Annotated in this window: 22 protein-coding genes; 8 read left to right on the top strand and 14 right to left on the bottom strand. The window is 70.0% G+C overall.

Going from position 1 to position 23662, the window contains the following annotated elements; genetic code table 11:
* Positions 1-6: 6 nt before the first annotated feature.
* Positions 7-1002, bottom strand: coding sequence for a neutral zinc metallopeptidase (locus G515_RS0115570; RefSeq protein ID WP_036555879.1), 996 nt, complete (start codon positions 1000-1002; stop codon positions 7-9).
* 107 nt (positions 1003-1109) lie between these two features.
* On the bottom strand, positions 1110-2021 hold the full coding sequence (locus G515_RS0115565; RefSeq protein ID WP_028660881.1) for a 5'-3' exonuclease: 912 nt from the start codon (positions 2019-2021) through the stop codon (positions 1110-1112).
* A 427-nt stretch (positions 2022-2448) separates the two neighbouring features.
* On the opposite strand from G515_RS0115565, the gene lnt reads away from it, so the two are divergent.
* The 4 genes from lnt (at position 2449) to G515_RS21810 (ending at position 7269) form a co-directional block, all read left to right on the top strand.
* Positions 2449-4047 (top strand): apolipoprotein N-acyltransferase, encoded by a 1599-nt coding sequence (lnt, locus tag G515_RS21820; protein ID WP_084653645.1) that lies wholly within the window; start codon positions 2449-2451, stop codon positions 4045-4047.
* The gene (locus G515_RS21815; RefSeq protein WP_245565433.1) at positions 4044-4835 is read left to right on the top strand and encodes a polyprenol monophosphomannose synthase; all 792 of its coding nucleotides are present in this window, start codon (positions 4044-4046) and stop codon (positions 4833-4835) included. Before lnt ends, G515_RS21815 begins: the two co-directional genes overlap by 4 nt.
* An 8-nt stretch (positions 4836-4843) precedes the next feature.
* Positions 4844-5398 carry an FxsA family protein gene (locus G515_RS0115550; RefSeq protein WP_028660880.1) on the top strand — a complete coding sequence of 185 codons (555 nt, stop codon included), beginning with the start codon at positions 4844-4846 and terminating at the stop codon, positions 5396-5398.
* A gap of 239 nt (positions 5399-5637) precedes the next feature.
* Positions 5638-7269 (top strand): alkaline phosphatase D family protein, encoded by a 1632-nt coding sequence (locus tag G515_RS21810; protein WP_245565432.1) that lies wholly within the window; start codon positions 5638-5640, stop codon positions 7267-7269.
* 128 nt (positions 7270-7397) lie between these two features.
* Here the strand turns inward: G515_RS21810 and G515_RS0115540 are convergent, their stop codons facing one another.
* From G515_RS0115540 to G515_RS0115520, 5 genes are all read right to left on the bottom strand, one after another.
* Positions 7398-7784 carry an RNA polymerase-binding protein RbpA gene (locus G515_RS0115540; RefSeq protein ID WP_028660879.1) on the bottom strand — a complete coding sequence of 129 codons (387 nt, stop codon included), beginning with the start codon at positions 7782-7784 and terminating at the stop codon, positions 7398-7400.
* A gap of 189 nt (positions 7785-7973) precedes the next feature.
* A complete protein-coding gene (locus tag G515_RS0115535; RefSeq protein ID WP_051218470.1) occupies positions 7974-9341 on the bottom strand; it encodes an MFS transporter in 1368 nt (455 codons plus the stop codon).
* Positions 9338-10183: a glycerophosphodiester phosphodiesterase family protein gene (locus G515_RS21805; protein ID WP_051218469.1), complete on the bottom strand. Its 846-nt coding sequence runs from the start codon at positions 10181-10183 to the stop codon at positions 9338-9340. Before G515_RS21805 ends, G515_RS0115535 begins: the two co-directional genes overlap by 4 nt.
* A complete protein-coding gene (locus G515_RS0115525) occupies positions 10180-11337 on the bottom strand; it encodes a CaiB/BaiF CoA transferase family protein (RefSeq protein ID WP_028660877.1) in 1158 nt (385 codons plus the stop codon). Before G515_RS0115525 ends, G515_RS21805 begins: the two co-directional genes overlap by 4 nt.
* 182 nt (positions 11338-11519) lie before the next feature.
* On the bottom strand, positions 11520-13046 hold the full coding sequence (locus G515_RS0115520; protein WP_028660876.1) for a UDP-N-acetylglucosamine 1-carboxyvinyltransferase: 1527 nt from the start codon (positions 13044-13046) through the stop codon (positions 11520-11522).
* 86 nt (positions 13047-13132) lie between these two features.
* Between G515_RS0115520 and G515_RS0115515 the strand changes: the two genes are divergently transcribed.
* Positions 13133-14149 carry a zinc-dependent alcohol dehydrogenase family protein gene (locus G515_RS0115515; RefSeq protein WP_028660875.1) on the top strand — a complete coding sequence of 339 codons (1017 nt, stop codon included), beginning with the start codon at positions 13133-13135 and terminating at the stop codon, positions 14147-14149.
* 105 nt (positions 14150-14254) lie between these two features.
* Here G515_RS0115515 and G515_RS0115510 read toward each other — a convergent pair whose 3' ends face one another.
* From G515_RS0115510 to G515_RS0115495, 4 genes are all read right to left on the bottom strand, one after another.
* Complete coding sequence (locus tag G515_RS0115510) at positions 14255-14920, bottom strand: methionine ABC transporter permease (RefSeq protein ID WP_036555878.1); 666 nt, start codon at positions 14918-14920, stop codon at positions 14255-14257.
* The gene (locus tag G515_RS0115505; protein ID WP_028660873.1) at positions 14920-15987 is read right to left on the bottom strand and encodes a methionine ABC transporter ATP-binding protein; all 1068 of its coding nucleotides are present in this window, start codon (positions 15985-15987) and stop codon (positions 14920-14922) included. The genes G515_RS0115510 and G515_RS0115505 overlap by 1 nt, the downstream gene beginning before the upstream one ends.
* The gene (locus tag G515_RS0115500; protein WP_028660872.1) at positions 15984-16925 is read right to left on the bottom strand and encodes a MetQ/NlpA family ABC transporter substrate-binding protein; all 942 of its coding nucleotides are present in this window, start codon (positions 16923-16925) and stop codon (positions 15984-15986) included. The genes G515_RS0115505 and G515_RS0115500 overlap by 4 nt, the downstream gene beginning before the upstream one ends.
* A 212-nt stretch (positions 16926-17137) precedes the next feature.
* Entirely contained in the window at positions 17138-17605 is a 468-nt protein-coding gene (locus G515_RS0115495; protein WP_028660871.1) for a VanZ family protein, read from the bottom strand.
* A 140-nt stretch (positions 17606-17745) separates the two neighbouring features.
* Here G515_RS0115495 and G515_RS21800 point away from each other — a divergent pair, with 140 nt between their 5' ends.
* Together G515_RS21800 and G515_RS23125 are read left to right on the top strand one after the other, a co-directional pair.
* On the top strand, positions 17746-19332 hold the full coding sequence (locus G515_RS21800; protein ID WP_051218468.1) for a sodium-dependent transporter: 1587 nt from the start codon (positions 17746-17748) through the stop codon (positions 19330-19332).
* Position 19333: 1 nt separating this feature from the next.
* Positions 19334-19444, top strand: a complete 111-nt coding sequence (locus G515_RS23125; protein WP_084653642.1) for a methionine/alanine import family NSS transporter small subunit — start codon at positions 19334-19336, stop codon at positions 19442-19444.
* A 29-nt stretch (positions 19445-19473) separates the two neighbouring features.
* On the opposite strand, the gene G515_RS0115480 is transcribed toward G515_RS23125, so the two are convergent.
* Complete coding sequence (locus tag G515_RS0115480) at positions 19474-20154, bottom strand: histidine phosphatase family protein (RefSeq protein WP_028660870.1); 681 nt, start codon at positions 20152-20154, stop codon at positions 19474-19476.
* Between the two features lie 131 nt (positions 20155-20285).
* On the opposite strand from G515_RS0115480, the gene G515_RS0115475 reads away from it, so the two are divergent.
* On the top strand, positions 20286-21527 hold the full coding sequence (locus tag G515_RS0115475) for an Nramp family divalent metal transporter (protein WP_051218467.1): 1242 nt from the start codon (positions 20286-20288) through the stop codon (positions 21525-21527).
* Positions 21528-21543: 16 nt separating this feature from the next.
* On the opposite strand, the gene G515_RS21795 is transcribed toward G515_RS0115475, so the two are convergent.
* Positions 21544-23013 carry an MFS transporter gene (locus G515_RS21795; RefSeq protein WP_211221061.1) on the bottom strand — a complete coding sequence of 490 codons (1470 nt, stop codon included), beginning with the start codon at positions 23011-23013 and terminating at the stop codon, positions 21544-21546.
* Between the two features lie 109 nt (positions 23014-23122).
* Entirely contained in the window at positions 23123-23662 is a 540-nt protein-coding gene (locus G515_RS0115465) for a GNAT family N-acetyltransferase (RefSeq protein WP_028660868.1), read from the bottom strand.

The raw sequence follows: 23662 nt of genomic DNA, 5'->3' as shown, positions 1-23662 counted from the left end.
CCGGGATCAGCTGACGTCGCCGGCGGGTGCGGCATAGGTGTTGCAGTCCGCCGGGCTGCCGCGCTCGGCGCCTCGCTGCCACCAGGACTGGTAGTGCTGCGGGGTGCCGTGATCCCGGCTCTGGCCCGACCAGTCGCCGCGCCGGCCCTGGTCGGTCTCCGCCTCGAGCAGCATCTCGTTGGAGATGCTGCCCCGACCGGCATGGGCCCGGAAGAAGATGCCGGCGAAGCACTGCGCCTGCAGCTCCATCCGCCGGTTGTACCGCAGCCCGGCCGGGGTCGAGGGCCCGGCTCTGACCTCTCGGTCGGTCGACTCGGGCAGGATCCCGGCCAGCTGCTGGACGTGGTGGCCGTACTCGTGCGCCATCAGCGAGAGGTGCACCGCGGGCTGATTGTCGTAGAAGTCGGTCTGGAGCCCGGCGAAGGGCAGGTAGATGACCCCGTCGCAGTAGAACGCGGCTGCCACCTCGACGTCCTTGCGGCCGCACGAGGTCGGATAGGTCCGGCTCCCCTGCGGGAAACGCAGCTCGGGTGGGGAGAAGGGCAGGGCGAAGTGGGCCAGCGCCGATCCCCAGGAACGGTCCAGACAGGTCGCGGCGGCCCGGAAATAGGCCTCGGCGGCGGCGGGGGTGTCGCTCCAGATGGGGAGCTGGCAGGTCCGGGGCGAGAGCGCCACCTGCTCGTCGGTCACGAGCGGATTGCGGGCCAACAGGTGCACCGGCGTCGGCGAGGGTTCTTGGAGCCCCGGCGGTGTTGTCGACGGGGAGGGCGGCACCCCTTCGGCCGAGGAGGTGGCGGTCGGGGAGGGCGGCTCAGTGGGGCCGGTCGGCTGAATCCGCTCGGTGGGCTGGTTGGGCTGGGTGGTCTCGGTGGTGGTTGCGGGCGGCGGCACGTCGCGGCCGGTGCCGGCCTCGGGGAGTTGCGAGCCGCGGGTGGCCACACCGATCACCAGTGCCAGGCCGGCCACCAGCACCAGGGCGAGACCGCCACCGAGCAGGGCCATCAGCAGGCCGGTGCTCTGTCGGCGGGCAGGAGGGTGCTGCCGAGGTGGATCCGGCGGTGGCCCCGGCGGCGGCCCTGGGGGCGGCCCCGGCGGGGGAGGGGGGTGGCTCATGCGTCCACCCCGGCCAGGGCCCGGGTCAGACGGTCCACCGGACCGCCCAGGTTGTAGCGCTCGGCCAGGTCGGCCAGGGTCGCGGGGTCGGCGGGGGCCCGGGGCAGATCGAGGTCCGCTCGGGGGAGGTCGAGGTCGCGGGCGACCGCCACGACCGTCGGTGCGACCTCGAGGTACGCCGCGGCCGCGGTGATCCTCCGCCTGGGTGCCGGTGCCATCTCGGACTCCGGATCGGCGGCGGCCGCGATGATCGTGCGAAGGTCCCCGAACCGGGCCAGCAGGGTCGCGGCCGTCTTCTCGCCCACGCCCGCCACTCCGGGCAGGCCGTCGGACGCGTCGCCGCGCAGGGTGGCGAAGTCGGCGTACTGACGTGGCTCGACGGCGTACTTGGCACGCACCCACTCGTCGGTGACCCGCTCGTGCCGACCGACCCCGCGGGCGATGTACAGCACCCGGACATCCTGGGCGTCGTCGACAAGTTGGAACAGGTCGCGATCGCCGGTGACCACGTCGACCGGTCGTCCGGCACCGGTCGCGAGCGTGCCGATCACGTCGTCCGCCTCGTAGCCGTCCGCTCCGATCACCGGGAAGCCGAACGCCGCCAGCGTCTCCCGGATGAGGGGCACCTGGATCTGCAGCGGGTCTGGCACCTCCTCGATGTCGGGAGCGTCCTCCCGGGTGGTCACGACCCGGTGTCCCTTGTACGTCGGCACCAGGTCCACCCGCCACTGCGGGCGCCAGTCGTTGTCCCAGCAGCAGACGAGTTCGGCCGGGGAGTACTGCTCGACCAGTCGGCTGATGAAGTCGAGCAGGCCGCGCACGGCGTTGACCGGCGTCCCGTCGGCGGCCCGGATCTCGGGGACACCGAAGAAGGCTCGGAAGTACATCGAGGCGGAGTCGAGGAGCATCCGGCGGCCTGGGGCGGGCGTGGTGGTCACCAACTCATCCAATCATCGTGAGCCGATTCCGATATACCCCGGATGGGAGCACCGTTCCGCGCCGTCGGCGTGTCGTGCCGCGACACGCCGACGGGTGCTGAGGGCCACAGAATTAGGTTGACTTCCGAACCTGTCCCTGACCTGCACAAACGCCCCGTTCATGCAGGTCAGGGCCGGGTTGACGAAGGCACCTCCGCTTGACCAAGGTGGACCCGTTGCCCCGGAAGGGCCCGGGCCTCCTTAGACAACGGCCGGTGTCGGCAGCCCGTCGGCATCGTGCACGGACCGAAGTGTGTCAGGGTCCTTCCGGGTGCGCGGTTCACCATCGCCACCTCCGCAGGCATCCGTCCTCGCCTCCGGCCCGGCAGAGCTCGCGGTCACCGTCTAACGTTGTCCCGTGCTCCCGCGGTTGCTCCTCGCTCTGGTCTCCGGTCTCGGCCTGACCGCGGCGTTCGAGCCCTTCGCCCTCCCCGTGCTGCTGCCCTTCGCGGTCGCCGGCTACGTCGGCTCGGTCCACGGTCTGCGGGCGAGGGCAGCGCTACTGCCGGGAGCGGTGTTCGGGATCGCGTTCTACTTCACCCACATCTGGTGGATGAAGTCCTCGGTCGGCGCCGATGCCTGGCTCGCGCTCTCCGCCGCCGAGGCAGCCTTCTACGCGCTGCTCGGACCGGTGGTCGCGGTGCTGCGCCGGGCACCGGCATGGCCACTGTGGACGGCGGCAGCCTGGGCGAGCATGGAGGCGATCCGCAGCGGCTGGCCGTTCAGCGGGATGCCCTGGGGCCGAGTGTCGTACGCCGTCGTGGACACCCCCGTGGCGCCGCTGCTGCCCTACGTCGGCGTGGCCGGTCTGGGCTTCCTCGTCGCCCTCGCCGGCAGCCTGCTGGCCTGGGTGGTCCTGGAGCGAGGCCGGCGGCTGCGCGGTGTGCTGGGCCTGGTGCTGGTGGTGGCGCTGGTCCCGGTCGTGATGCTCGCGCCCTGGCAGGTGGAGGAGACCGGTGAGGCCACCGTGGCCGCGGTGCAGGGTGACGTCCCCGGACCCGGCAACGACATCCTCTACGACCACCGCCAGGTGACCCGCAACATGGTCGAGGCGACCGTCGACCTGGCCGAGCGCGTCGAGCGCGGCGAGGAGCAGGCCCCCGACTTCGTGCTGTGGCCCGAGAACGCCACCGCGGTCGACCCCTTCCTGGACCGTTCCACCAACGAGGCGATCTGGGAGGGCGTCCGCGCCGCGGGAGTCCCCGTGCTGGTCGCCGCCATCGTCGACGCCGGCGAGAGCCACATCATGAACCAGGGCATCGTCTGGGATCCGGTCACCGGCGCCGCCGACCGCTACACCAAGCGACACCCCGTCCCGTTCGGCGAATACATCCCGTTCCGTTCGGTCTTCGAGGGCTGGAACTTCGGCCGGCTCACCGAACTGGGCAGGGATCAGGTCAGCGGCACCCGCACCGAGCCTCTTCCGATCGCGGGGATCCGGGTCGCCGACGCGATCTGCTTCGACATCGCCTACGAGGATGTGCTCCACGACCAGGTCCGTCGGGGCGCAGAGCTGGTCACCGTGCAGACCAGCAACGCGATGTTCATCCACACCCATCAGATCGACCAGCAGTTCGCGATCACCCGGCTCCGCGCGATCGAGACGGGCCGTTACGTCGCGGTGGCCTCGCCGAACGGGCTCACCGGGATCATCGGTCCCGACGGATCGGTGATCGCCGAGGCGGAGCCGCGCACCACGAGCGTGCTCGTGGAGCGGGTGGGGCTCAGCACCGGGCTCACCCCCGCGGTCCGGATGGGCGCGTGGCCGGCCAGAGTTCTCGCGCTGCTCACCCTCATTGGCCTGTTGTTCACCCTGCGCTCGTACGCTCGCTCGCGGCGCGGGCAGACTGCCCCTGCCCCCGCGACCGCTGCCCCGACCACCGATGCCACGACCGCTGCCGCCGTACCCGATCGGGACGACCCGGCCACCGAACTGGAGGAGACGAAGAGCCCGTGAGCCACCGTGCCGAAGAGGCGAAGTCCCACTCCGGACGCGCCGTGATGGTCGTCCCGACCTACAACGAGGCCGCCAACCTGCGCTGGATCGTGGAGCGGGTACTCCGGGCCCAGCCCGGCGTCGACGTACTGGTCGTCGACGACGGGTCGCCCGACGGCACCGGTGAGATCGCCGAGGAGCTCGCCTCCGAGCACCCCGAGGTCCAGGTCCTGCACCGGACCGAGAAGGCCGGCCTGGGGGCGGCCTACCTCCATGGCTTCCGGTGGGCCCTGCACCAGGGCTATGACGTGATCGGGGAGATGGACGCCGACGGCTCGCATCAGCCCGAGGAACTGCACCGGCTCTTCGCCGCACTCCAGGACGCGGACCTGGTGATCGGGTCGCGCTGGGTGCCCGGCGGCTCGGTGATCAACTGGCCGCTCAGTCGACATGCCCTCTCCCGCGGTGGCAATGCCTACGTCCGTCTCCTGCTCGGGATCCCGGTACGCGATGCCACCGCCGGCTTCCGGCTGTTCCGGCGCTCGACCCTCGAGCGGATCGACCTGGCCGGGGTCGAATCGACCGGCTACGTCTTCCAGACCGATCTGGCCGTGCGCACGCTGAGGGCTGGTCTCGTGGTGCGCGAGGTCCCCATCGAATTCGTCGAGCGGGTCCGTGGCGACTCCAAGATGAGCCCGGCAATCGCCTTCGAATCGATCCGCCGGGTGACCCGGTGGGGGATCGAGCAGCGCCGCGCGGGTCGGGCCACCAACCGCGCAGAAGACACCGCTTGGAGCGGCACGCGATAATAGGCCCCATGAGCCGCCGCCGTCGCCCGTGGGCCTGGATCCTGGTCATCGCCTTCGTGGTGATGCCGCTCCTGGAGCTCTACGTCCTCATCCAGGTCGGACAGGTGATCGGCGTCGGCTGGGCGCTGCTGCTGATCGTGATCGACTCGGTCATCGGCGCCTGGCTGGTCAAGCGCGAGGGCATTCGGGCCTGGCGCGAGCTCACCCAGACCCTGCAGCAGGGCCGCTCTCCGCATCGGGAGTTGGCCGACGGCGCGCTCGTCCTGCTCGCCGGCTCCCTGATGCTGGCCCCGGGCTTCGTGACCGACGCCTTCGGGGTCATCCTCCTGCTGCCCTTCGCCCGGCCGATCGCCCGCAAGGTGCTGAGTGCGTTCATCGCGCGCCGGATCGCGCAGGGCGGCTTCGGCACCGCGGAGGGGTACGTCGTCGGCGGGTTCGGCCCCGGAGGTTTCGGCGGGTCCGCGGGAGCCCCCTTCGGATACTCCGGCGACCCGCGCGGCCGACACACCTCACCCGGGACGGCGTCCGGCGACGTCGTCGAGGGCAAGGTCGTCGACGACTGAGACCTTGCCCCGGCGAGCCTCCACGGGGTGAGTCGGGGGACTTGAACCCCGCATGTCCCGGCCTCGTCGCGCCGTGGTCGTCGGCAGTTCATCCGCGTCCGATGCGATGCCGGAGTCACATCCCATCTGTCTCGGAGGACTGTCACATGCGGTTGGACCATCGCGGGGTACGAGCCCCGCACCCCTCCCATCCGTCACTGTCGCGGCGAGGTGTCGTGGCCGGCGCGGGCGCTGCAGCTGTGTGGCTCGGTGCCGGCGCCTCGCTGACCTCACCCGCCTGGTCACGGGCGCCCTTCAGCGACTACCCGTTCCGGCTCGGCGTGGCCTCGGGTGACCCGCTGCCGTTCTCGGTAGTGCTGTGGACCCGCTTGGCCGTCGATCCCCTCGCCGCCGACGGCAGGGGAGGGATGTCGCAACGGTCCTATGCGGTCCGGTGGGAGCTGGCGGAGGACGAGCGGTTCAGGCGCGTCGTTCGGCGCGGGGTCGTCACGGCCACTCCGGATCTCGGCCACTCGGTCCACCCCGAGGTGTGGGGGCTCCGTCCCGGGCACGAGTACTTCTACCGCTTCTCGGTCGGCAGTGAGGTCAGCCCGGTGGGCCGCACCAAGACGGCTCCGGCGCCATGGGAGTTCCGGCGCCGGCTGGACTTCGCCTTCGCCAGCTGTGCCAGCTTCGCGGCCGGCTACTACACCGCCTATCGGCATCTCGCCGAGGAGGACCTCGACGTCGTGCTGCATCTCGGCGATTATCTCTACGAGTACGGGATGGACGAGTTCGGCGGAGCCCGGAGCCTGTCGGAGTCGATCGGAACCCAGTTCGCCGGGGAGACCCTGGACCTGGCTCGCTATCGACTGCAGTACGGACTCTACAAGTCGGACCCGGATCTGATGGCCGCGCACGCGTCGGCTCCCTTCATCGTGACCTTCGACGACCACGAGGTGGAGAACAATTGGGCCGATGAGATCCCGGAGGCGAGCTCGCAGACTCCGGGGGTGGCGTTCCTGGCCCGCCGTACGGCTGCCTTCCAGGCCTACTACGAGAACCTGCCGCTGCGGTCGGGGCAACTCCCGTCCGGTCCGGACATCCAGGTCTACCGCTCGCTCAGCTACGGGCGCCTGCTCGACTTCAACGTGCTCGACACCCGGCAGTACCGCGACGACCAGCCGTACGGCGACGGCGTCGCCGTACCCGGTCCCGAGACCACCGACCCGAACACCACCATGATGGGATGGGAACAGGAGGCCTGGCTCCGACACCGGTTCCGGCGCAACCAGGGCCGCTGGCAGGTGCTGGCCAACCAGGCACCGATGGCCGAGACCGACCGGGATCCCGGCGAGGGGAAGCTGGTGTGGACCGATCCCTGGGACGGGTACGACGCCAACCGGCGACGCGTGTTGGAGAGTGCCCGGCAGCTCGGGGTCGACAACCTGGTGGTGATCACCGGGGACAGACACACCAACTACGTGAACGACCTGCAGGTCGAGTACGGCGCTCCCGACGGTGACGTGTTCGGCACCGAGTTCGTCGGTACCTCGATCACCAGCGGTGGCGACGGTGCCGACATGATTCCCGCGGGGGAGCAGTACCTCGCCTCCAACCCCCACATGAAGTTCTTCAACAGCCAGCGCGGGTATGTGCGCTGCCGCGTCACCCCGGACACCTTCACCAGCGACTACCGGGTGGTCCCGTTCGTGACCCGACCGGGAGCGCCGATCAGCACCCGGGCCTCCTGGGCCGTCGAACACGGTGTCCCGGGGGCCACGCTGGCTTACGAGGGCGGGGTGACGGGCCGGAAGTTCGGCCGGAACATGCCGTCCGAGGCAGATCTCGATACCCGCCGGGCCGGCGACCCGGCGAGACTACCGGGCTGACCCCGATGGCGTGGTAGCCCGCTCGGGCGGTGCTGGCGACGCCAGCCGGACAATCGCGAGGGGCGGACGCCGTGCGGCGTCCGCCCCTACGCAGTCGATCATGGACTGCCGGTGGGTACCGGCTCAGCTCAGACCGAGGTCTTGCGGCGCTTGGTGTTGGCCCGGTGCAGGTGCGCCGGACCGATCTCGCCGCCGCGAAGCAGCTCGAGCCGCTCCTTCAGCAGGTCCTCGAGCTCGCCCTCGGAGCGACGCTCGAGCAGCATGTCCCAGTGCGTACGGGCCGGCTTCTCGGCCTTCTCCTCGGGCTTGATCCCCGAGATGCTGAGCGCCTCCGCGCCGCAGCGCGGGCACTCCCACACCGCCGGGACATCAGCCTCCACCGACATCGTGATCTCGAACTCGTGGGCCTGCGGACAGCGGTAGCCGACCTGCTGCCTGGCCGCGAACTCGATGCCGCGCTCGTCCTCGAAGCTCTGGCCTCCGAGTCGCGCTCCGCGTAGTGTGCGTTCGGCCATCAGGGCACCTCCTGGTCGTCGTTCCCCCGCCGTGTGAGGGCCCGCCACCGCGCTCGTGACGCGGATGAGGTCCTCGAATTCTTCAACGGTAGCGAGCGGGCGAAGATTCCGACAATCGAGCGACGTCGGTCACTTCACAGCTGACTCTCAGGTGGTGGGGAACCCTTCGCGCGACCCCGCCACGACGACTCAAGGGCGGGTGTTGCCGGCCTGCGCGATGCCCTTGGCCGTGTCGACGAAACAGAGCAGGATCCCGCCGATCGCGAAGAACGCGATCAGCGCGAAGACGGCCGGCCGGTAGGAGTCGGTGAACTGGAAGACGAGCCCGAAGACCAGGGTGCCCAGCCAGGAGGTGCCGCGGTCCATGGCGTGGTAGAAGCCGAAGTACTCGGCCTCCTTGCCGGCGGGGATGAACAGCGAGAAGTAGGACCTGGCCAGTGCCTGGGTGCCACCGAGCACCAGCCCGATCGCCACCCCCAGGGCGAGGAAGCCGGGCAGGTTGCCGGCCGGCACGAACCAGGCGGCGGACACGATCAGCATCCAGATGCCCAGCCCGATCAGGATTGTGCGCTTCGCCCCGATCCGGCCGGCGACCCTGCCGAAGACCAGCGCCCCCAGCACCGCCACGAACTGCACCAGCAGGTAGGTGCCGAGCACCGAGCCGGTGCCGAACCCGAGCTCCTCGGTGCCGAACGTCGAGGCCGAGGCGATGACGGTGGAGATCCCGTCGTTGAAGAAGAGATAGGCCACCAGGAAGGTCAGCGCGACGGGGTAGCGGCGCAGGTCCTTCAGAGTGGCCCACAGCTGTCCGAAGGAGCGCGCGAGCAGCCCGCCGACCGCCGGCTCGACCGCGCGTGGCGCGTGCCGGCCGAGACGCCGGAACGGGATCAGCGTGAACGCCGCCCACCACACCGCCGCCGAGAGCAGGCTCAGGCGCACCGCCAACCCGGTGCCCAGGCCGAGTTGGTCGGCGAAGGTCACCACGACGAAGTTCACCGCGAGCAGGAGCCCGCCGCCGGCGTACCCGTAGGCCCAGCCGATCGAGGAGACCCGGTCGCGCTCCTCCTCGGTGGAGATCAGGGGGAGGATCGAGTCGTTGACCACGATCGAGGCGACGAAGCAGCCGTTGGCCACCAGGAACGTGAGCGCGCCGAAGAGCCACTCGTCGCCGGTGACGAAGAAGAGCAGGGCCGCCGCGGCCGCGCCGGTCCAGGCGAAGAGGGCCAATAGTTGCGGTTTGCGTGAGGTCCGGTCCGCGATCGCGCCGACCAGCGGCAGCAGCAGCGCTGAGATCAGGGTCGAGAGGGTGATGACGTAGGAGGGCAATGAGCCGGGAGCGATCGCGAGCCCGAGCACGGTGAGCCGATCGGTGCCGGCATCCTCGGCCGCGGTCTCGGCCACGGAGATCAGGTAGGGCGCGTAGAGGACGCCGGCGACGGTGGTGGCGAAGGCGGAATTGGCCCAGTCGTAGAAGTACCAGGCGCGCTGCTCCCGGTGCCGGGACGCAGCCCTCGGCACCGCGGACGGCGTGGCGGGTGGCTGCGCCGACTCGCTCATCTGGGGTCCTCCTGCGGATCCGCATCCGGCGGCTGTGGCGAGTCTTCTCGCCACAACCCCTCCGCTTCGAGAGTCTGCCGTAGCAGATCGGTGCGGTCGGTCATCAGCCCGTCGACACCCCGAGCGATGAGCGCACGCATCTCCGCGGGGTCATCGACGGTCCACACGTCGACGCGTACGCCGACCCGATGGGCCCGCCGGATCAGTCCCCGCGTGGCGACGGTGAGGCGACCGCGACGGTGTGGGATCTGGAGTGCGGCGACCCTGCGCCTGGTGACCTGGTCGGCGAGCCGAGCGGAGGGCAGCAGCCGGAAGGCGGCCACCTCCGCCGGGTGTGCCGAGGTCGCCACCCGGCCGCGGGTGAGCCGACGGAAGCGGGCCAGCCGGGCGGCCGAGAAGGAGCCGACGAGCACGCGGTCCCACGCCTCCCGCGCCATCAGGAAGTCGGCGAGCGGACGGACCGCGCCGGCGGCCTTGAGATCGAGGTTGAACCGGGCGTCCGGGAAGCGGTCGAACAGCTCGGCGAGGGTCGGCACCTGGTGGGCCCCACGGATCCGGGCGCCGCGCACCACCGAGTACGGCAGGTCGGCGATCGCGCCTGCGCTGTCGCTCACCCGGTCGAGTCGTTCGTCGTGCAGGGCCACCAGGACGCCGTCCCGGGTGGCGTGGACGTCGGTCTCGAGCAGGTCGTAGCCGAGGGCCACGGCGTGCTCGAAGGCCGGCAGGGTGTTCTCCAGCCCGATCAGGTCGGGGTGGCCGGCCCCGCCACGATGGGCGAAGGCCGCGACCCGGGGTGCATCCGGGCCGACGACTCGCGCGGCGCGGGCCGGCGCACGGCTCACGCGGAGCCTTGGAGCCAGTCGCGGATCTCGGCGTTGTGCTCGCCCAGCCGCGGTGGCGGGGAGTAGCTGGTCACGGGGGTCTCGGAATAGGTGACCGCGTGCCGGATCTGCGGGGTGGCACCGTCACCCACCTCGACCACCGGCTCCAGGCCGAGCCCGGCCGCCAGCGTGATGGCGTCGCCCACCGATCCGACCTTGCCGGCGGGCACGCCGACCTCCGCGAGCCGTGCCGCCCAGTGGTCGGCGGTGGCGTCGCCGAGGCGCTTCTCCAGCTCGGTCACCAACAGGTCGCGATGGGTCACCCGAGCACCGTTGGTCGCGAACTCGGGGCGATCGGCCAGCTCGGGTGCCCCCACGGTCGTGACCAGGCGCCGGAACTGGCCGTCGTTGGCCGCCGCGACGGCGAGCTGTTGGTCGGCGCAGTGGAAGAGCTGATACGGAGCGACGGACGGGTGCGCATTGCCCATCCGGCCGGGCGCGACCCCGGTGGCGAGGTAGCCCGAGGCCTGGTTGGCCAGGGAGCCGAGCAGGCTGGAGAGCAGATTGACCTCCACGTGCTGCCCGGTGCCGGTCGACTCACGTGCGCGCAGGGCGGCCAGGACGCCGATCACGGTGTCCTTGGAGGTGAGGACGTCGACCAACGCCACCCCGACCTTGGTGGGCTCGCCGCCCTCGGTGTCGGGGGAGCCGGTGATGCTCATCAGCCCGCCGACCGCCTGCACCAGGAAGTCGTAGCCGGGCAGATCGGCGCCCCCGACCGACCCGAACCCGGTGATCGAGCAGTAGACCGCCCGGGGGTTGAGGGCGCGGACATCGGCGTACCCCAGCCCGCGTCGGTCGAGCGTGCCGGTCTTGAAGTTCTCGACGACGACGTCGGCGCGGCGGACCAGTTCGCGGGCCAGGGCCAGGTCGCCCTCGTCGCCGAGGTCGAGCTCCACGGAGCGCTTGGAGCGGTTGGCCGACTCGTAGTAGGAGCTGGAGTTGTCGGTCCAGGGAGGACCCCAGTGGCGGGTGTCGTCGCCGACACCGGGCCGCTCGACCTTGATCACCTCGGCTCCCAGGTCGGCCAGCACGGCCGTGGCCAGCGGGCCGGCCAGCACCCTGCTGAAGTCTGCGACCAGGATGCCCTCGAGGGGACGGGACGGGCTGCTCACGGGACGCTCCTCCGGCTCGACTGCTGATCTCGCTACTACACCGCGAACCGTAGCGGCTGGGGTAGTGCGTCGACCCGGCACCCGCGAACTCGCGCCGCAACCGCGCGGCAGCGTGGTCGGAGCCACCGGGTCACGCTTCTGACTTCCGACACGGTGGCGGAGACGCGCTCGCGCCCGATGGACTAGATGTCGCGGAAGGACTCGATGTTGGCTCCCAGCATGTTGAGCCGCTCGGCGAGGTCCTCGTACCCGCGGTGGATGACGTAGGTCGAGCGCAGCACGGAGGTGCCCTTGGATGCGAGCATGGCCAGCAGTACCACGACCGCAGGGCGCAGGGCCGGTGGGCAGACGATCTCGGTGCCGGAGAAGTGCGTGGGCCCCTCGATCATCACCCGGTGCGGGTCGAGCAGCTTGACCTGGCCGCCGAGCTTGTTGAGTTCGGTGAGGTAGATCGCCCGGTTCTCATAGACCCAGTCGTGCAGCAGGGTCTGCCCCTGGGCGACCGCCGCGATGACCGCGAAGAACGGCAGGTTGTCGATGTTCAGGCCGGGGAAGGGGAGGGGGTGGATCTTGTCCAGCGGCGCCCGCAGCACCGAGGGATGCGTGGTCAGGTCGACCAGCCGGGTCTTGCCGTTGAGGGCGGGGTACTCCTCGCTGCGCTCGTAGTCGAAGCCCATCTCCTCCAGGGTCGCCAGCTCGATCTCCAGGAACTCGATCGGCACCCGCCGGATGGTGATCTCGGAGTCGGTGACGATCGCGGCGGCGAGCAGCGACATCGCCTCGATGGGGTCCTCGGAGGGGGCGTAGTCGACGTCCACGTCGATGGTCTCCCGGCCGGTGACGGTCAGGGTGGTGGTGCCGATCCCGTCGACCTCGACCCCGAGCTTCTGCAGGAAGAAGCAGAGGTCCTGGACCATGTAGTTGGAGGAGGCGTTGCGGATGACGGTGGTGCCCGGGTGCAGGGCGGCGGCCATCAGCGCGTTCTCGGTGACGGTGTCACCGCGCTCGGTCAGCACGATGGGGCGGCCGGGGTGGACCCGCGGGTTGACGGTCGCGTGGTAGCTCCCGTCGGTCGCCTTCACCTCGAGGCCGAAGGGACGCAAGGCCGACATGTGCGGCTCCACCGTGCGGGTGCCGAGCTGGCAACCCCCGGCGTAGGGCAGTTCGAAGCTCTCGAAGCGGTGCAGCAGGGGGCCGAGGAACATGATCACCGAACGGGTACGCCGGGCGGCGTTCTCGTCGACGTTGTCGAGCCGCAGCTCCTTGGGCGGCACGATCTCGAGATCGTTGTCGGCGTTGAGCCAGCGGGTGTGTACGCCGAGTGAGTTGAGCACCTCGAGCAGGCGGTTGACCTCCTCGATCCGGGCGACCTTGCGCAGGGTGGTGCGCCCGCGGTTGAGCAGGCTGGCGCACAGCAGCGCGACGCCGGCGTTCTTGGAGGTCTTCACGTCGATCGCACCCGAGAGGGTGGTGGGGCCGGTGACCCGGAGATGGGTCGGGCCGGCGCCCAGGGCGACGATCTCGGAGTCGAGGGCCTCGCCGATGCGGGCCATCATCTCCAAGGAGAGGTTCTGCTGTCCCTTCTCGATCCGGTTGATCGCACTCTGGCTGGTGGCCAGCCGGTCAGCGAGCTGGGCCTGGGTGAGGCCACGGTGCTTGCGGGCGTCTCGAATGAGGTTGCCGATGCGTCCTTTGTAACCGTCGGTCATGCGCACCAAGGTAACTCACATATGAGATACGGCCGAATGTCCGGTGTCCCGGGCGTGGCGCCGGACCGATCCGGCAGACTGGCCGCATGCGCGCCGCCACGGCTCATGCCGCCTACGACGTCCGCCTCAGCGAGGTCCCCGACCCGGTCATCAAGAAGCCTACCGACGCCATCGTCAAGGTGGTGGCCGGCTGCGTGTGCGGGTCGGACCTGTGGACCTACCGGGGCGAGAACGAGATCGTGCCGGGGCGCACCATGGGACACGAGTGCATCGGGGTGGTGGAGGAGGTCGGCACCGGCGTACGACGGGTGCGGCCGGGCGACTTCGTGATCGTGCCGTTCGTGCACTGCGACAACACCTGCGCGCACTGCCGAGCCGGTGCTCAGTCCGCCTGTACGAACGCCGGCTTCACCGTCACGGGCCAGGGGGAGTACGCCCGCGTCACCCAGGCCGACGGCAGCCTGGTCACCGTGCCGGAGACCCCCGAACCGGCCCAACTGCCCGCACTGCTCGCCCTGACCGACGTGATGGCCACCGGGTGGCACGCCGCGGTCTCGGCCGGTGTCCGGGAGGGTGGGACCGCTGTGGTGATCGGCGACGGTGCGGTCGGTCTGTGCGGCGTGCTCGCCGCCGCCGTACAAGGAGCCGAGACGGTGATCGCGATGTCGCGCCACCGCAACCGGCAGGTGCTCGCGACCAGGTTCGGCGCCACCCACCTGGTGCCGGAGCGTGGCGAGGAGGGGGAGCAGGCCGTGCTCGAGCTCACCGGGGGTCTGGGGGCCGATGCCACGCTCGAGTGCGTCGGCACCGACCAGTCCATGCACAGCGCGTTCCAGGTGGCCAGGCCCGGGTCGACGGTCGGCTTCGTCGGGGTGCCGCACGGGATCCAGGTGCCCATCCGCCGGCTCTTCGAGAGCAACGTCGGTCTGCGCGGTGGCATGGCTCCGGTACGCCGCTACCTGCCCGACCTGCTCGAGCTGGTGCTCAGCGGCCGGATCGACCCCGGTGCCGTCTTCGACCGCACCCTCCCGCTGGAGGAGATCTCCGAGGCCTACCGGCTGATGGATCAGCGGGAGGCGGTCAAGGTGATGATCACCCCGTGACGCTGGGCGGGCGGGTCAGGGTGCGCCGGTGCGGGCCAAGGACGGCACGCTCCGGCACGGCGCCAACCCTGAGCCACAACCCTGAGCGCCAACCCCGAACTCCGGTCAGCGGCGCAGGACCTTGCCGGCCAGGAAGTTGCCGAGGAACTGGACGACCTGGACCAGGATCACCAGCAGGATCACGGCCGTCCAGGTGACGACGTAGTCGAACTGTCGGTAGCCGTACTGCTGGGCGAAGGTGCCGAGTCCGCCACCGGCGATCACCCCGGCGACCGCGGACATGTCCACGACCGCGACGAAGGCGAAGGTGTAGCCGAGGATCAGTGGGCCCAGCGCCTCGGGCAGGACGACGGTGAGGGCGATGCGCATCCGGCTAGCCCCCATCGCGCGGGCCGCCTCGAGGACGCCCGGACGGACGGTGACCAGGTTCTGCTCGACCAACCGGCCGATGCCGAACATGGCGGCAAGGATGAGCGCGAAGGTGGCGGCCTGGGTGCCGATGCCGATGCCGATCACCGCCCGGGAGAGCGGCTGGACCGCGGCGATGAAGATCACGAACGGGATCGGGCGGAAGAAGTTCACCACCACGTTGAGCACGCCGAAGACCCAGCGGTTCGAGTAGAGGCCGTCGCGCCGGGTGAGGTAGAGCGCCATGCCGAGGACCAGGCCGAGGAGACCGCCCACCAGCATGGTCACCGAGACCATCACCAGCGTCTGCGTCGTGGCCTCCCACAGTTCGGGCCACAGTTCGGGGAGTCGGGTGTCCTCCATCAGTCCTCCTCGAGTCGGTCGAGGTCGGTGACCGGCACCAGTCCTCGTACGTCGGCGAGCGCCTGCTCGACCGCGTCGTCGGCGCCGACCAGGGCGAGGGTGAGGTTGCCGAAGGTCACGCCCTGGATCTCCTCGATGCCGCCGTAGATCAGCTCGAAGCCGACGCCGTGGCGGGCGAGCACGGCGTACACGTCGCTCTGCCGGACCTCGGGGTCGTGGAAGGCGAGGGTGACGAACCGGCCGGTGTGCCGGGCACGCAGGGCTTCGAGGACGGGGCCTGGGGGAAGGTCGTCGACGACCGTGCCGACGAAGCGCCGCGTCACCGGTTGGACCGGCTTGGAGAACACCTCGAAGACCGGGCCGGACTCCACGATCCGGCCGGCCTCCATCACGGCCACCTTGTCGGCGAGCTCGCGCACCACCTCCATCTCGTGGGTGATCACGACGATGGTGGTGCCGAACTCGGCGTTGACCCGGTTGAGGAGTTCGAGCACCTCCCCGGTCGTCTCCGGGTCCAGCGCGCTGGTGGCCTCGTCGGCCAGCAGCAGGGTGGGATTGGTGGCCAGGGCGCGGGCGATCCCGACCCGCTGCTTCTGGCCCCCGGAGAGGTGGCCGGGGTACACGTGCGCCTTGTCGGGCAGGCCGACGAAGTGCAGCAGCTCCGAGATCCGCTGCTGGTGCTCGCTCTTCGGTACGCCGGCCACGTGCAGGGGATAGGCGAGGTTGCCCCAGACCGTGCGGGAGTCGAAGAGGTTGAACTGCTGGAAGATCATCCCGATGCGCAGCCGCAGGTGGCGCAGCTGGCGCTCGCTGAGTCCCACCACCTCGGTGCCGTCCACGGTGATGCTGCCGGACGTGGCCGGCTCGAGCGCGTTGATCAGGCGGACGAGGGTCGACTTGCCGGCCCCGGAGTAGCCCACGATCGCCTGGATCTCACCGGGCATGACCTCGAGTGAGACACCGTCGACCGCAGTGACCGGGGACGACTGACGTCCCCGGCCCGGGTACACCTTGGTGACCTCCTCCAGCCGGATGAGAGGAGCCTGTGCGGTCGCGGGACTGGTCACTGCCCGTCCCTGATCTGGGCCTCCGTCTCCTCCAGCGAGGCCTGGAGCTTCTCCTGCGGCAGATCCACGATGGCCGCGGTGTTGCCGGAGGCTTCCTGCACGCCCTGGATGACGACGTCGGAGGAGTGGTAGATGTCGACCAGCTTGTTCAGCGTCTCGTCGTCCTTGTCATCGGCGCGGGCGACGAAGATGTTGACGTAGGGGAGGGACTTGGGGTCCTCCGGGTCGTCCTGCGCGAGCGCGTCGTCGAAGCTCAGTCCGGCGTCGAGGACGAAGTCGTTGTTGACGATCGCCGCGGCCACGTCGGGCAGCGAGGTCGGGATGAGGTCGGCCTGGATCGCCTTGACCTCCACCTTCGACTTCGCGGTGTCGACGTCGGCGACGGTGGAGAACGGGGTGGCGCCGCCCTTGACCGTGATCAGGCCCTGGCTCTCCAGGATGATCAGGCCGCGGGCCTGGTTGGTGTCGTCGTCGGGGACGACCACCGTCTCGCCGTCCTTGATCTGGGACACCTCGTCGTACTTCGAGGAGTAGAGGCCCAGCGGGTAGGTCGCGGTGGAGCCGATCGGGACCAGGTCGTCGTCGTTCTTCACGTTGTAGTCGGCCAGGTAGATGATGTGCTGGAACTGGTTGACGTCCAACTCACCCTCGCTCAGCGCCGGGTTGGGCTGGGCGTAGTCGGAGAAGTTCTCGACCTCGAGGTCGATGCCCTCCTCGGCCGCGACGTCGACGAAGTCGCTCCAGTACGGCTCGCTGGCGTTGGCCACGCCGATGGTGACCTTCTCCATCTCGGACGCGGAGTCGTCGCCGCCCTGGGTGAGCGCGAAGATCCCGCCGCCGATGGCGACCACGGCCACCACGGCGATGCCGCCGATCAGCGGCTTCTTGGACTTGGGGGCCTGGATCAGGTCACCGTTATCAGGAGAGGACGCGGACAAGGTGGTGCCTTTCTTTCGTCGTTGACCGGGGCACGCGTGGGTGACGTGGGCCCGAAGGACGACGGGTCTCAGGTTGTTCCGCGTCCTGGACGATGATCTCAAATCATGGACCGAGCGACGACATCGTCCCCTCGGCGTACGGCGGCGGTGTGGCCAGCGTCGCACGGCCACCGTGCGCTGACCAGCGGTGACGCCCCCGTGCGGGTCGCCGGTCAGCGCCGAACAGTCGCCGGGGTTGAGGTGCGGACGCGTCGGCGACGTCGCCGTCGGATCGTCGCGGGGAGGGTCAGGACCACGGCGATGAGGATGCCGATCGCCGCGCCGGCGGCGTTGGCGATCAGGTCGCGCTCGTCGGGCACCCGGCCGGGGATCTCGCGCTGCACGGTCTCGATCGCCAGGGTCATCGCGACCGAGGCCAGCCCGGCCAGCCACCACTGTCCGGTGCCGAAGAGCAGCAGCAGGAACATCCCGACGGGCACGAAGAGCGCGATGTTGGCCAGGAACTCGAGCCGGGCGTAGTCGATGCTCTCGAAGTGACCGCGGGCGTGCAGGGCGTCGAGCACCTGGATGATCAGGTCCTGGTCGGAGGCATCGATGGGCTGCGGAGTCAGGGTCAGCCAGGCCACGAACACCAGGTAGCCGCCGGTGAGCAGGCTCAGGAACGGATGTCGATGCAGCACCCAGTCAGTGTGCCGGTCCCGTCAAGATCACGAAGCGGTCACGAATGCGCCACCAGGACACCACGCGGAAGTGGGTCGGGCGCGGGGGAGTGCGCAGGCGCTAGATTGATATGTCCGTTTTCACTCGACTAGGAGCTGTCGTGAGTCATATCGACGCCAGTGAGACACAGGGTTCACGTGGTGCGTTCTCCTCCCGCCGGGTCTTCATCTTCGCCGCGATCGGCTCCGCCGTCGGGCTGGGCAACATCTGGCGCTTCCCATACGTCGCCTACGACAACGGTGGCGGCGCGTTCATGATCCCGTATCTGGTCGCGCTGCTGACCGCCGGAATCCCCTTCCTCTTCCTCGACTACGCCATGGGTCACCGGACCCGTGGCTCCGCGCCGCTCGCCTTCGCCCGAATGCGCAAGTGGACCGAGGGGCTGGGCTGGTGGCAGGTGGCGATCTGCTTCGTCATCGCCTGCTATTACGCCGCGATCCTGGCCTGGTCCCTGCGCTACATGATCTTCTCGGTCACCGAGGCCTGGGGCGATGATCCGAACACCTTCTTCTTCGGTGACTTCCTCAAGGCCGGCGACCCCGGCGTCTCGCTCGACCCCGTCTGGGGCGTCCTCCTGCCGATGGCCCTCGTGTGGATAGCGCTCATCGCCGTTCTCGCCCTCGGCGTGCAGAAGGGGATCGGCGCCACTGCGGCGTTCTTCATCCCGCTGCTGGTCGTCGCGTTCGTCCTGCTGGTGGTCCAGGCACTCTTCCTGGACGGCGCCAGCGACGGCCTGGACGCCCTTTTCACGCCGGACTGGGGCGCGCTGGCCGAGCCCGGCGTGTGGGCGGCGGCGTACGGCCAGATCTTCTTCAGCCTCTCCATCGGCTTCGGCATCATGATCACCTACTCCTCCTACGTCGGTCGCGGCACCGACATGCCGGGGTCCGGACTGGTGGTGGGGTTCGCCAACTCCAGCTTCGAACTGCTCGCCGGCATCGGCGTGTTCGCGGCCCTGGGATTCATGGCCCAGGCGGCGGGCACAGAGGTCACCGAGGTGGCCAGCTCCGGGATCGGCCTGGCGTTCGTCGCGTTCCCGACCATCATCAGCGAGGCACCCTTGGGCGGTCTGCTGGGTGTGCTCTTCTTCGGCTCGCTGGTCATCGCCGGGTTCACGTCGCTGGTCAGCATCGTCGAGGTGGTCATCTCGGCGGTGCGCGACAAGTTCGCCCTCTCCCGCATCACCGCCACCCTCGCGGTCTCCGTCCCGATCGCCGTGGTGAGCCTGGTGCTCTTCGGTACTGCCTCCGGGATCCACGTGCTCGACATCGTGGACAACTTCATCAACAACTTCGGCATCCTGGTCGTCGCCGTGGTGAGCATGGTCGTGGTCGGCTGGGTGCTCCGGGCACTGCCGCTGCTCTCCGGCGATCTCAACCAGCACACCTCGGTCCACGTCGGACTGTGGTGGACCCTCCTGATCGGGCTGGTGGCGCCGGTGGCCCTGACCGCGGTGCTCATCCGTAGCATGATCGACACCATCCAGACGCCCTACGGTGGCGATGGCTACTACCCGGCCTGGATGCTGGACGTCTTCGGCTGGGGCGTGGCGGCCGGAGTCATCCTGATCGGCTTCCTCGCCGCCCTCGTGCCGTGGCGACCGGGCACCTCACTGGCGCTCCCGCCGCTCGAGTCCGCGCCGACCCCCGGCGGCGGGGGTGCGCACGCAGCAGAGGAGGTGGAGTGAGATGAGCACGGCAGCGATCGTGATGATGGTGGTGGCCATCCTGCTGATCTGGGGTGGCCTGACGGCCGCGGTCCTCAATCTGAGCCTGCGCAGCCCCGAGGAGCAGGACTGAGGATCCTCAGGACGACCGCACGAGGCCGCTCAGGAGAGTTCCTGGGCGGCCTCGTCCGCGCTCTCACCCGTGATGTCGTGGGCGAGTTCGTCGTGACCCAGGTGGCCGCCCAGCGGATCGCTCGACCACCGGGTGAGGGTCCAGTCGCCCGGTCGGCCCTCGAGGAAGGCCGCCCCGGTGTTCATGATGCCCAGATGGAGAGCCTCGTCCTCGCCGAGGTGGGCCCGCAGCGAGACCCAGGATCGGATCGCGGCACCGTGGCTCACCACCGCGATCGTCTCGTCCGGTCCGTGGACCGCGGCGACCGCCGCCACCGCTGCGTCGTACCGCTCCAGGAAGGCGTGACCGTCGGGTGCGCCCGGCAGGGTGGCCGACAGGTCCCCGCGCAGCCAGGTGGCCACGCACCCGGCGTACGCCGCCCGTGAGCCGTCGTCGGTGAGCATCTCGAGGTCCCCGGCGGAGATCTCCTCGAACCCCTCCTGGATCTCGGGACGGTAGCCGAGGTGGGCGCCGAGCGGCTCGGCGGTCAGCTGGGTGCGGACCAGCGGGGAGACGTAGATGCCGGTGATCGCCTCGGCGTCCAGGGCGGCGGGGAGAGCGCGGGCCTGCGCATGACCGAGACCGGTGAGCCCCGATCCGGGGCGAGCGGTGTCGAGGGCACCGGCGACGTTCGCGGGGGTCTGGCCGTGTCGGATCAGGATGAGGCGCACGCCTACAGCCTAGGAGTCGCCCCGAATCCCGGTTGGCCGGGCCCGCCGCCGCGTTCCGCCTCGGCACGCCTGCGCGATGTGGTTCGGGACACATGGAAGACTCCCGGGCCGTGTCTACCCCCACCACTGATATGTCTCCACCGCGCTGGCGGCTCCTCGGCCCCGGTCTCGTCGTCGCCGCGACGGGTGTCGGCGGCGCGGACCTCGTCGCGACCCTGATCGCGGGAAGCAAGTTCGGCTACGCGCTGCTGTGGTGCGTGGTCATCGGCTGCATCCTCAAGATCGTGCTCGTCGAGGGCGCCGGCCGCTACAGCCTCGCCACCGGTCACACCATCTACGTCGGCTGGCGCTCCCTCGGAGTGTGGACCAGCATCTACTTCGGCCCCTACATCGTGGTGTGGGGCTTCATCTACGGCGCCTCCGCGATGGCCGGCACCGGTCTCGCGCTCTATGCGCTCACCGGCGGCTGGTCGGTCTCGGGCTGGGGGATCGTCTCCGGACTGATCGGCCTGGCCCTGGTGTGGAGCGGTCGCTACGGCATGTTCGAGAAGGTGCTCGCCGTCCTGGTCGGCATCATGTTCGTGACCATGGTCGGGGCAGCAATCCTGACCACCCCCAACCTGGGCGAGGTGCTCGCCGGCCTGGTCCCGACCATCCCCGAGGACGGGCTGGTCAACGTGCTCTCCCTCGCCGGTGGCGTGGGCGGCACCATCACCCTGGCTGCCTACGGCTACTGGCTGCGCGAGAAGGGCTGGACCACCCCGCGCTTCATGCAGGTCATGCGGATCGACAACACCATGGCGTACGTCGTCACGGGCATCTTCGTGGTGGCCACCCTGATCGTCGGCGCTGAACTGCTCTACTCCGCCAACATCGCGGTCAGCACCGGTGACCGCGGCCTGCTCGACCTCTCCCTGGTGCTCGAGGATCGTTACGGCCAGTGGGCGGGCAAGGTCTTCCTGATCGGATTCTGGGCCGCCGCGATGTCCTCCCTGGTGGGCGTATGGAACGGCGTCAGCCTGATGTTCGCCGACTTCATGGCCAATCTGCGCAACAAGTCCGAGGACGACCCCGAGGCGCAGGCCGGCGGGATCTGGTACCGCGCCTACACCCTGTGGCTGACCTTCCCGCCGATGATCTGGCTGTTGATGACCGACCAGCCCGCCTGGCTGATCCTCATCTACGGCGTCCTCGGTGCCTTCTTCATGCCGTTCCTGGCGATCACCCTGCTGTGGCTGCTCAACACCGACCGGGTGCCCCGGGAGTGGCGCAACAAGTGGCTGTCCAACTCCCTGCTGGTGCTGTGCACCGTGATCTTCGGCTGGCTCGCCTACGACCAGGCACGTACCGCCTTGACCAGCTTCTTCGGCTGATCCCGCCGCGCCTCGACTACGCCCCGCCCCCGCCCGACGCTCTGCCGGGCGAGGGGGCGGGGCGTTCGTCGTCAGCACCGATCCGGATCGGTGCGCTCCGCAGCCCTCGGGGCACAGCGGCGGCCAGGAAGGCGGCGAGGAACGCCGCGGCCCCCCCGATCAGGAAGCAGGCGGTGAAGCTGCCCTCGCTGGGCACCTCGAGGCCGCCGAGTGGCACGGTGTGCCCGGCCAGCACGGTCACCATCACCGCCGAGGCGGACGTGGTGCCCAGCGAGCGGGAGAGCCCGTTGACACCGACCGCGGAGGCGGCTTCGGCCACGGGGGCGGTGTCGAGGATCAGGGTGGGCATCGCGGCGTACCCGATGCCCACGCCCGCACACCCGATGCAGGCGGCGATGAGCAGTTGCCAGGGCTCGTGCATCGCGAAGACCGCGACGAGGTACCCGCAGCCCAGGACGGTCGCGCCCACCATCAGGGTGACCCGGGCGCCGGCACCGGCGATCATCCGGCTCGAGACCGGAGCGAAGAACATCATCATCAGCCCCGACGGGGCCAGCCACAGGCCGGCCGCCAGGGTCGACTGCCCGAGCCCGTAGCCGGTCTCCGCGGGGAGCTGGAGCAACTGCGGCATCACGATCATCTGGGCCATCAGCCCGAACCCGACCATCACCGCGGCGAGGTTGCACATCAGGATCGGCAGGCGGGCAGTGGTGCGCAGGTCGACCAGCGGCTCCGCCCGGCGCAGCTCGAAGGCGCCCCAGACCAGCAGGATCGCCACGCCACCGAGGACCGCCCCGAGCGTCCGGCTGTCGGTCCACCCCCAGCTGGGCGACTTGGAGACGCCGATCAGGAAACAGCTGAGGCCGAGGGCGAGCCCGATCGCCCCCGGTACGTCGAAGCGGCCGCCCCGGGCGTCGTCCACGTGGGGAACGACCACCGCGATCGCGACCAGGATCACCAAGGACAGCGCCGTGGCCACCCAGAACATCACGTGCCAGTCGCCCAGGCCCACGGCCCAGGCACCGAACGGGAGCCCGATCGCGCCACCCACTCCGAGCGTAGCGCTCATCGCGGACATGGCCGTGCCGGAGAGGTGGCGCGGGGTGATCTCCCGCATCAGCGAGATGGCGACCGGGATGAAGCCCATCGCCATCCCCTGGAAGGTACGGCCGACCAGCATCGGCACCAGCGAGGACGCGACCGAGCAGATCAGCGACCCGATCACCATCAGCACGGCCCCGGTGAGGACACCGCGTCGCTTGCCGACCATGTCCGAGAGCCGGCCCAACACCGGCATCGCGATCGCGCCGCCGAGCAGGGTGGCGGTGATCACCCACGACGCATTCGACACCGAGGTGTCCAGCAGCTCCGGGAGATCGGGCTGGATCGGAATCACCAGCGTCTGGGTCAGGGACACCGCCAGACCGCCGAGGCAGAGCACCACGACGGCCACCAGCGGATTGGATCGGGTGCCGGGCTGCGTCACGTGCTCTCCTTCGCTCGCTCGCACCTTAACTTTCCCTGAGAGCGGAGGCGCCGGCAGGGCGACAGGCGAGACGCGGACGGGCTCTGCGGCTCAGCCGGATCCCGGTTGCTCAGCTACGGAGGACCATCTCCAGTTCCTCACCCGCCGTGGTCGCGGTGCTCACCCCGGTGGTCTCGAAGCCGAGTCGGCGGTACGCCGCCTGGGCCCGCGCGTTGTCGGTGTGCACGAAGAGCCGGATGCGCGTCATGCCCTGCTCGGCCAGCCAGGTCGAGGCCGTCTCGAAGAGTCGGCCCAGGAGACCGTTGCCGCGGTGGTCGGGGTGGATGTAAACGCCGACCAGGTGTCCACCAGACGCGGTGATCGCGCCGATCGCCCCGCGCTCGCCGGGACGCTCGATCAGGGCGACCGTGGTGCCCACCCACTCGCCGGCCTCGGTGATGGCCACCCACTGGCGCGAGGCCGGCTCGGGGTTGTCGACGGAGGAGCCGTGGGCGCGCTGCTGCCAGAACTCGTCGGGCCGGACCAAGGCTTCGTCGTACGTGTCGAGGAAGGCGATCCCGGCCACCTCGTCCTGGAGGGCGGTCAGCCGTAGTTCACGGATGGCCCGCCACTCGGACGCTCGGATGGGTCGGATCTGGTAGTCGGTCAT

Origin of the sequence: Nocardioides insulae DSM 17944 (assembly GCF_000422825.1) — a bacterium.
In the GTDB taxonomy this organism is placed as follows: domain Bacteria; phylum Actinomycetota; class Actinomycetes; order Propionibacteriales; family Nocardioidaceae; genus Nocardioides; species Nocardioides insulae.
Note: the sequence above shows the minus strand (reverse complement) of the source record. Positions and strands in the feature narration are given on the sequence as shown.

Coding starts and splice junctions, on each gene's coding strand:
- G515_RS0115520 (WP_028660876.1), bottom strand. CDS start 13,046: ATGACCGACGGTTACAAAGGACGCATCGGCAACCTCATTCGAGACGCC.
- G515_RS0115565 (WP_028660881.1), bottom strand. CDS start 2,021: ATGCTCCTCGACTCCGCCTCGATGTACTTCCGAGCCTTCTTCGGTGTC.
- G515_RS0115475 (WP_051218467.1), top strand. CDS start 20,286: ATGTCTCCACCGCGCTGGCGGCTCCTCGGCCCCGGTCTCGTCGTCGCC.
- G515_RS0115540 (WP_028660879.1), bottom strand. CDS start 7,784: ATGGCCGAACGCACACTACGCGGAGCGCGACTCGGAGGCCAGAGCTTC.
- G515_RS0115515 (WP_028660875.1), top strand. CDS start 13,133: ATGCGCGCCGCCACGGCTCATGCCGCCTACGACGTCCGCCTCAGCGAG.
- G515_RS0115465 (WP_028660868.1), bottom strand. CDS start 23,662: ATGACCGACTACCAGATCCGACCCATCCGAGCGTCCGAGTGGCGGGCC.
- G515_RS0115550 (WP_028660880.1), top strand. CDS start 4,844: ATGAGCCGCCGCCGTCGCCCGTGGGCCTGGATCCTGGTCATCGCCTTC.
- G515_RS23125 (WP_084653642.1), top strand. CDS start 19,334: ATGAGCACGGCAGCGATCGTGATGATGGTGGTGGCCATCCTGCTGATC.
- G515_RS0115535 (WP_051218470.1), bottom strand. CDS start 9,341: ATGAGCGAGTCGGCGCAGCCACCCGCCACGCCGTCCGCGGTGCCGAGG.
- G515_RS0115570 (WP_036555879.1), bottom strand. CDS start 1,002: ATGGCCCTGCTCGGTGGCGGTCTCGCCCTGGTGCTGGTGGCCGGCCTG.
- G515_RS0115510 (WP_036555878.1), bottom strand. CDS start 14,920: ATGGAGGACACCCGACTCCCCGAACTGTGGCCCGAACTGTGGGAGGCC.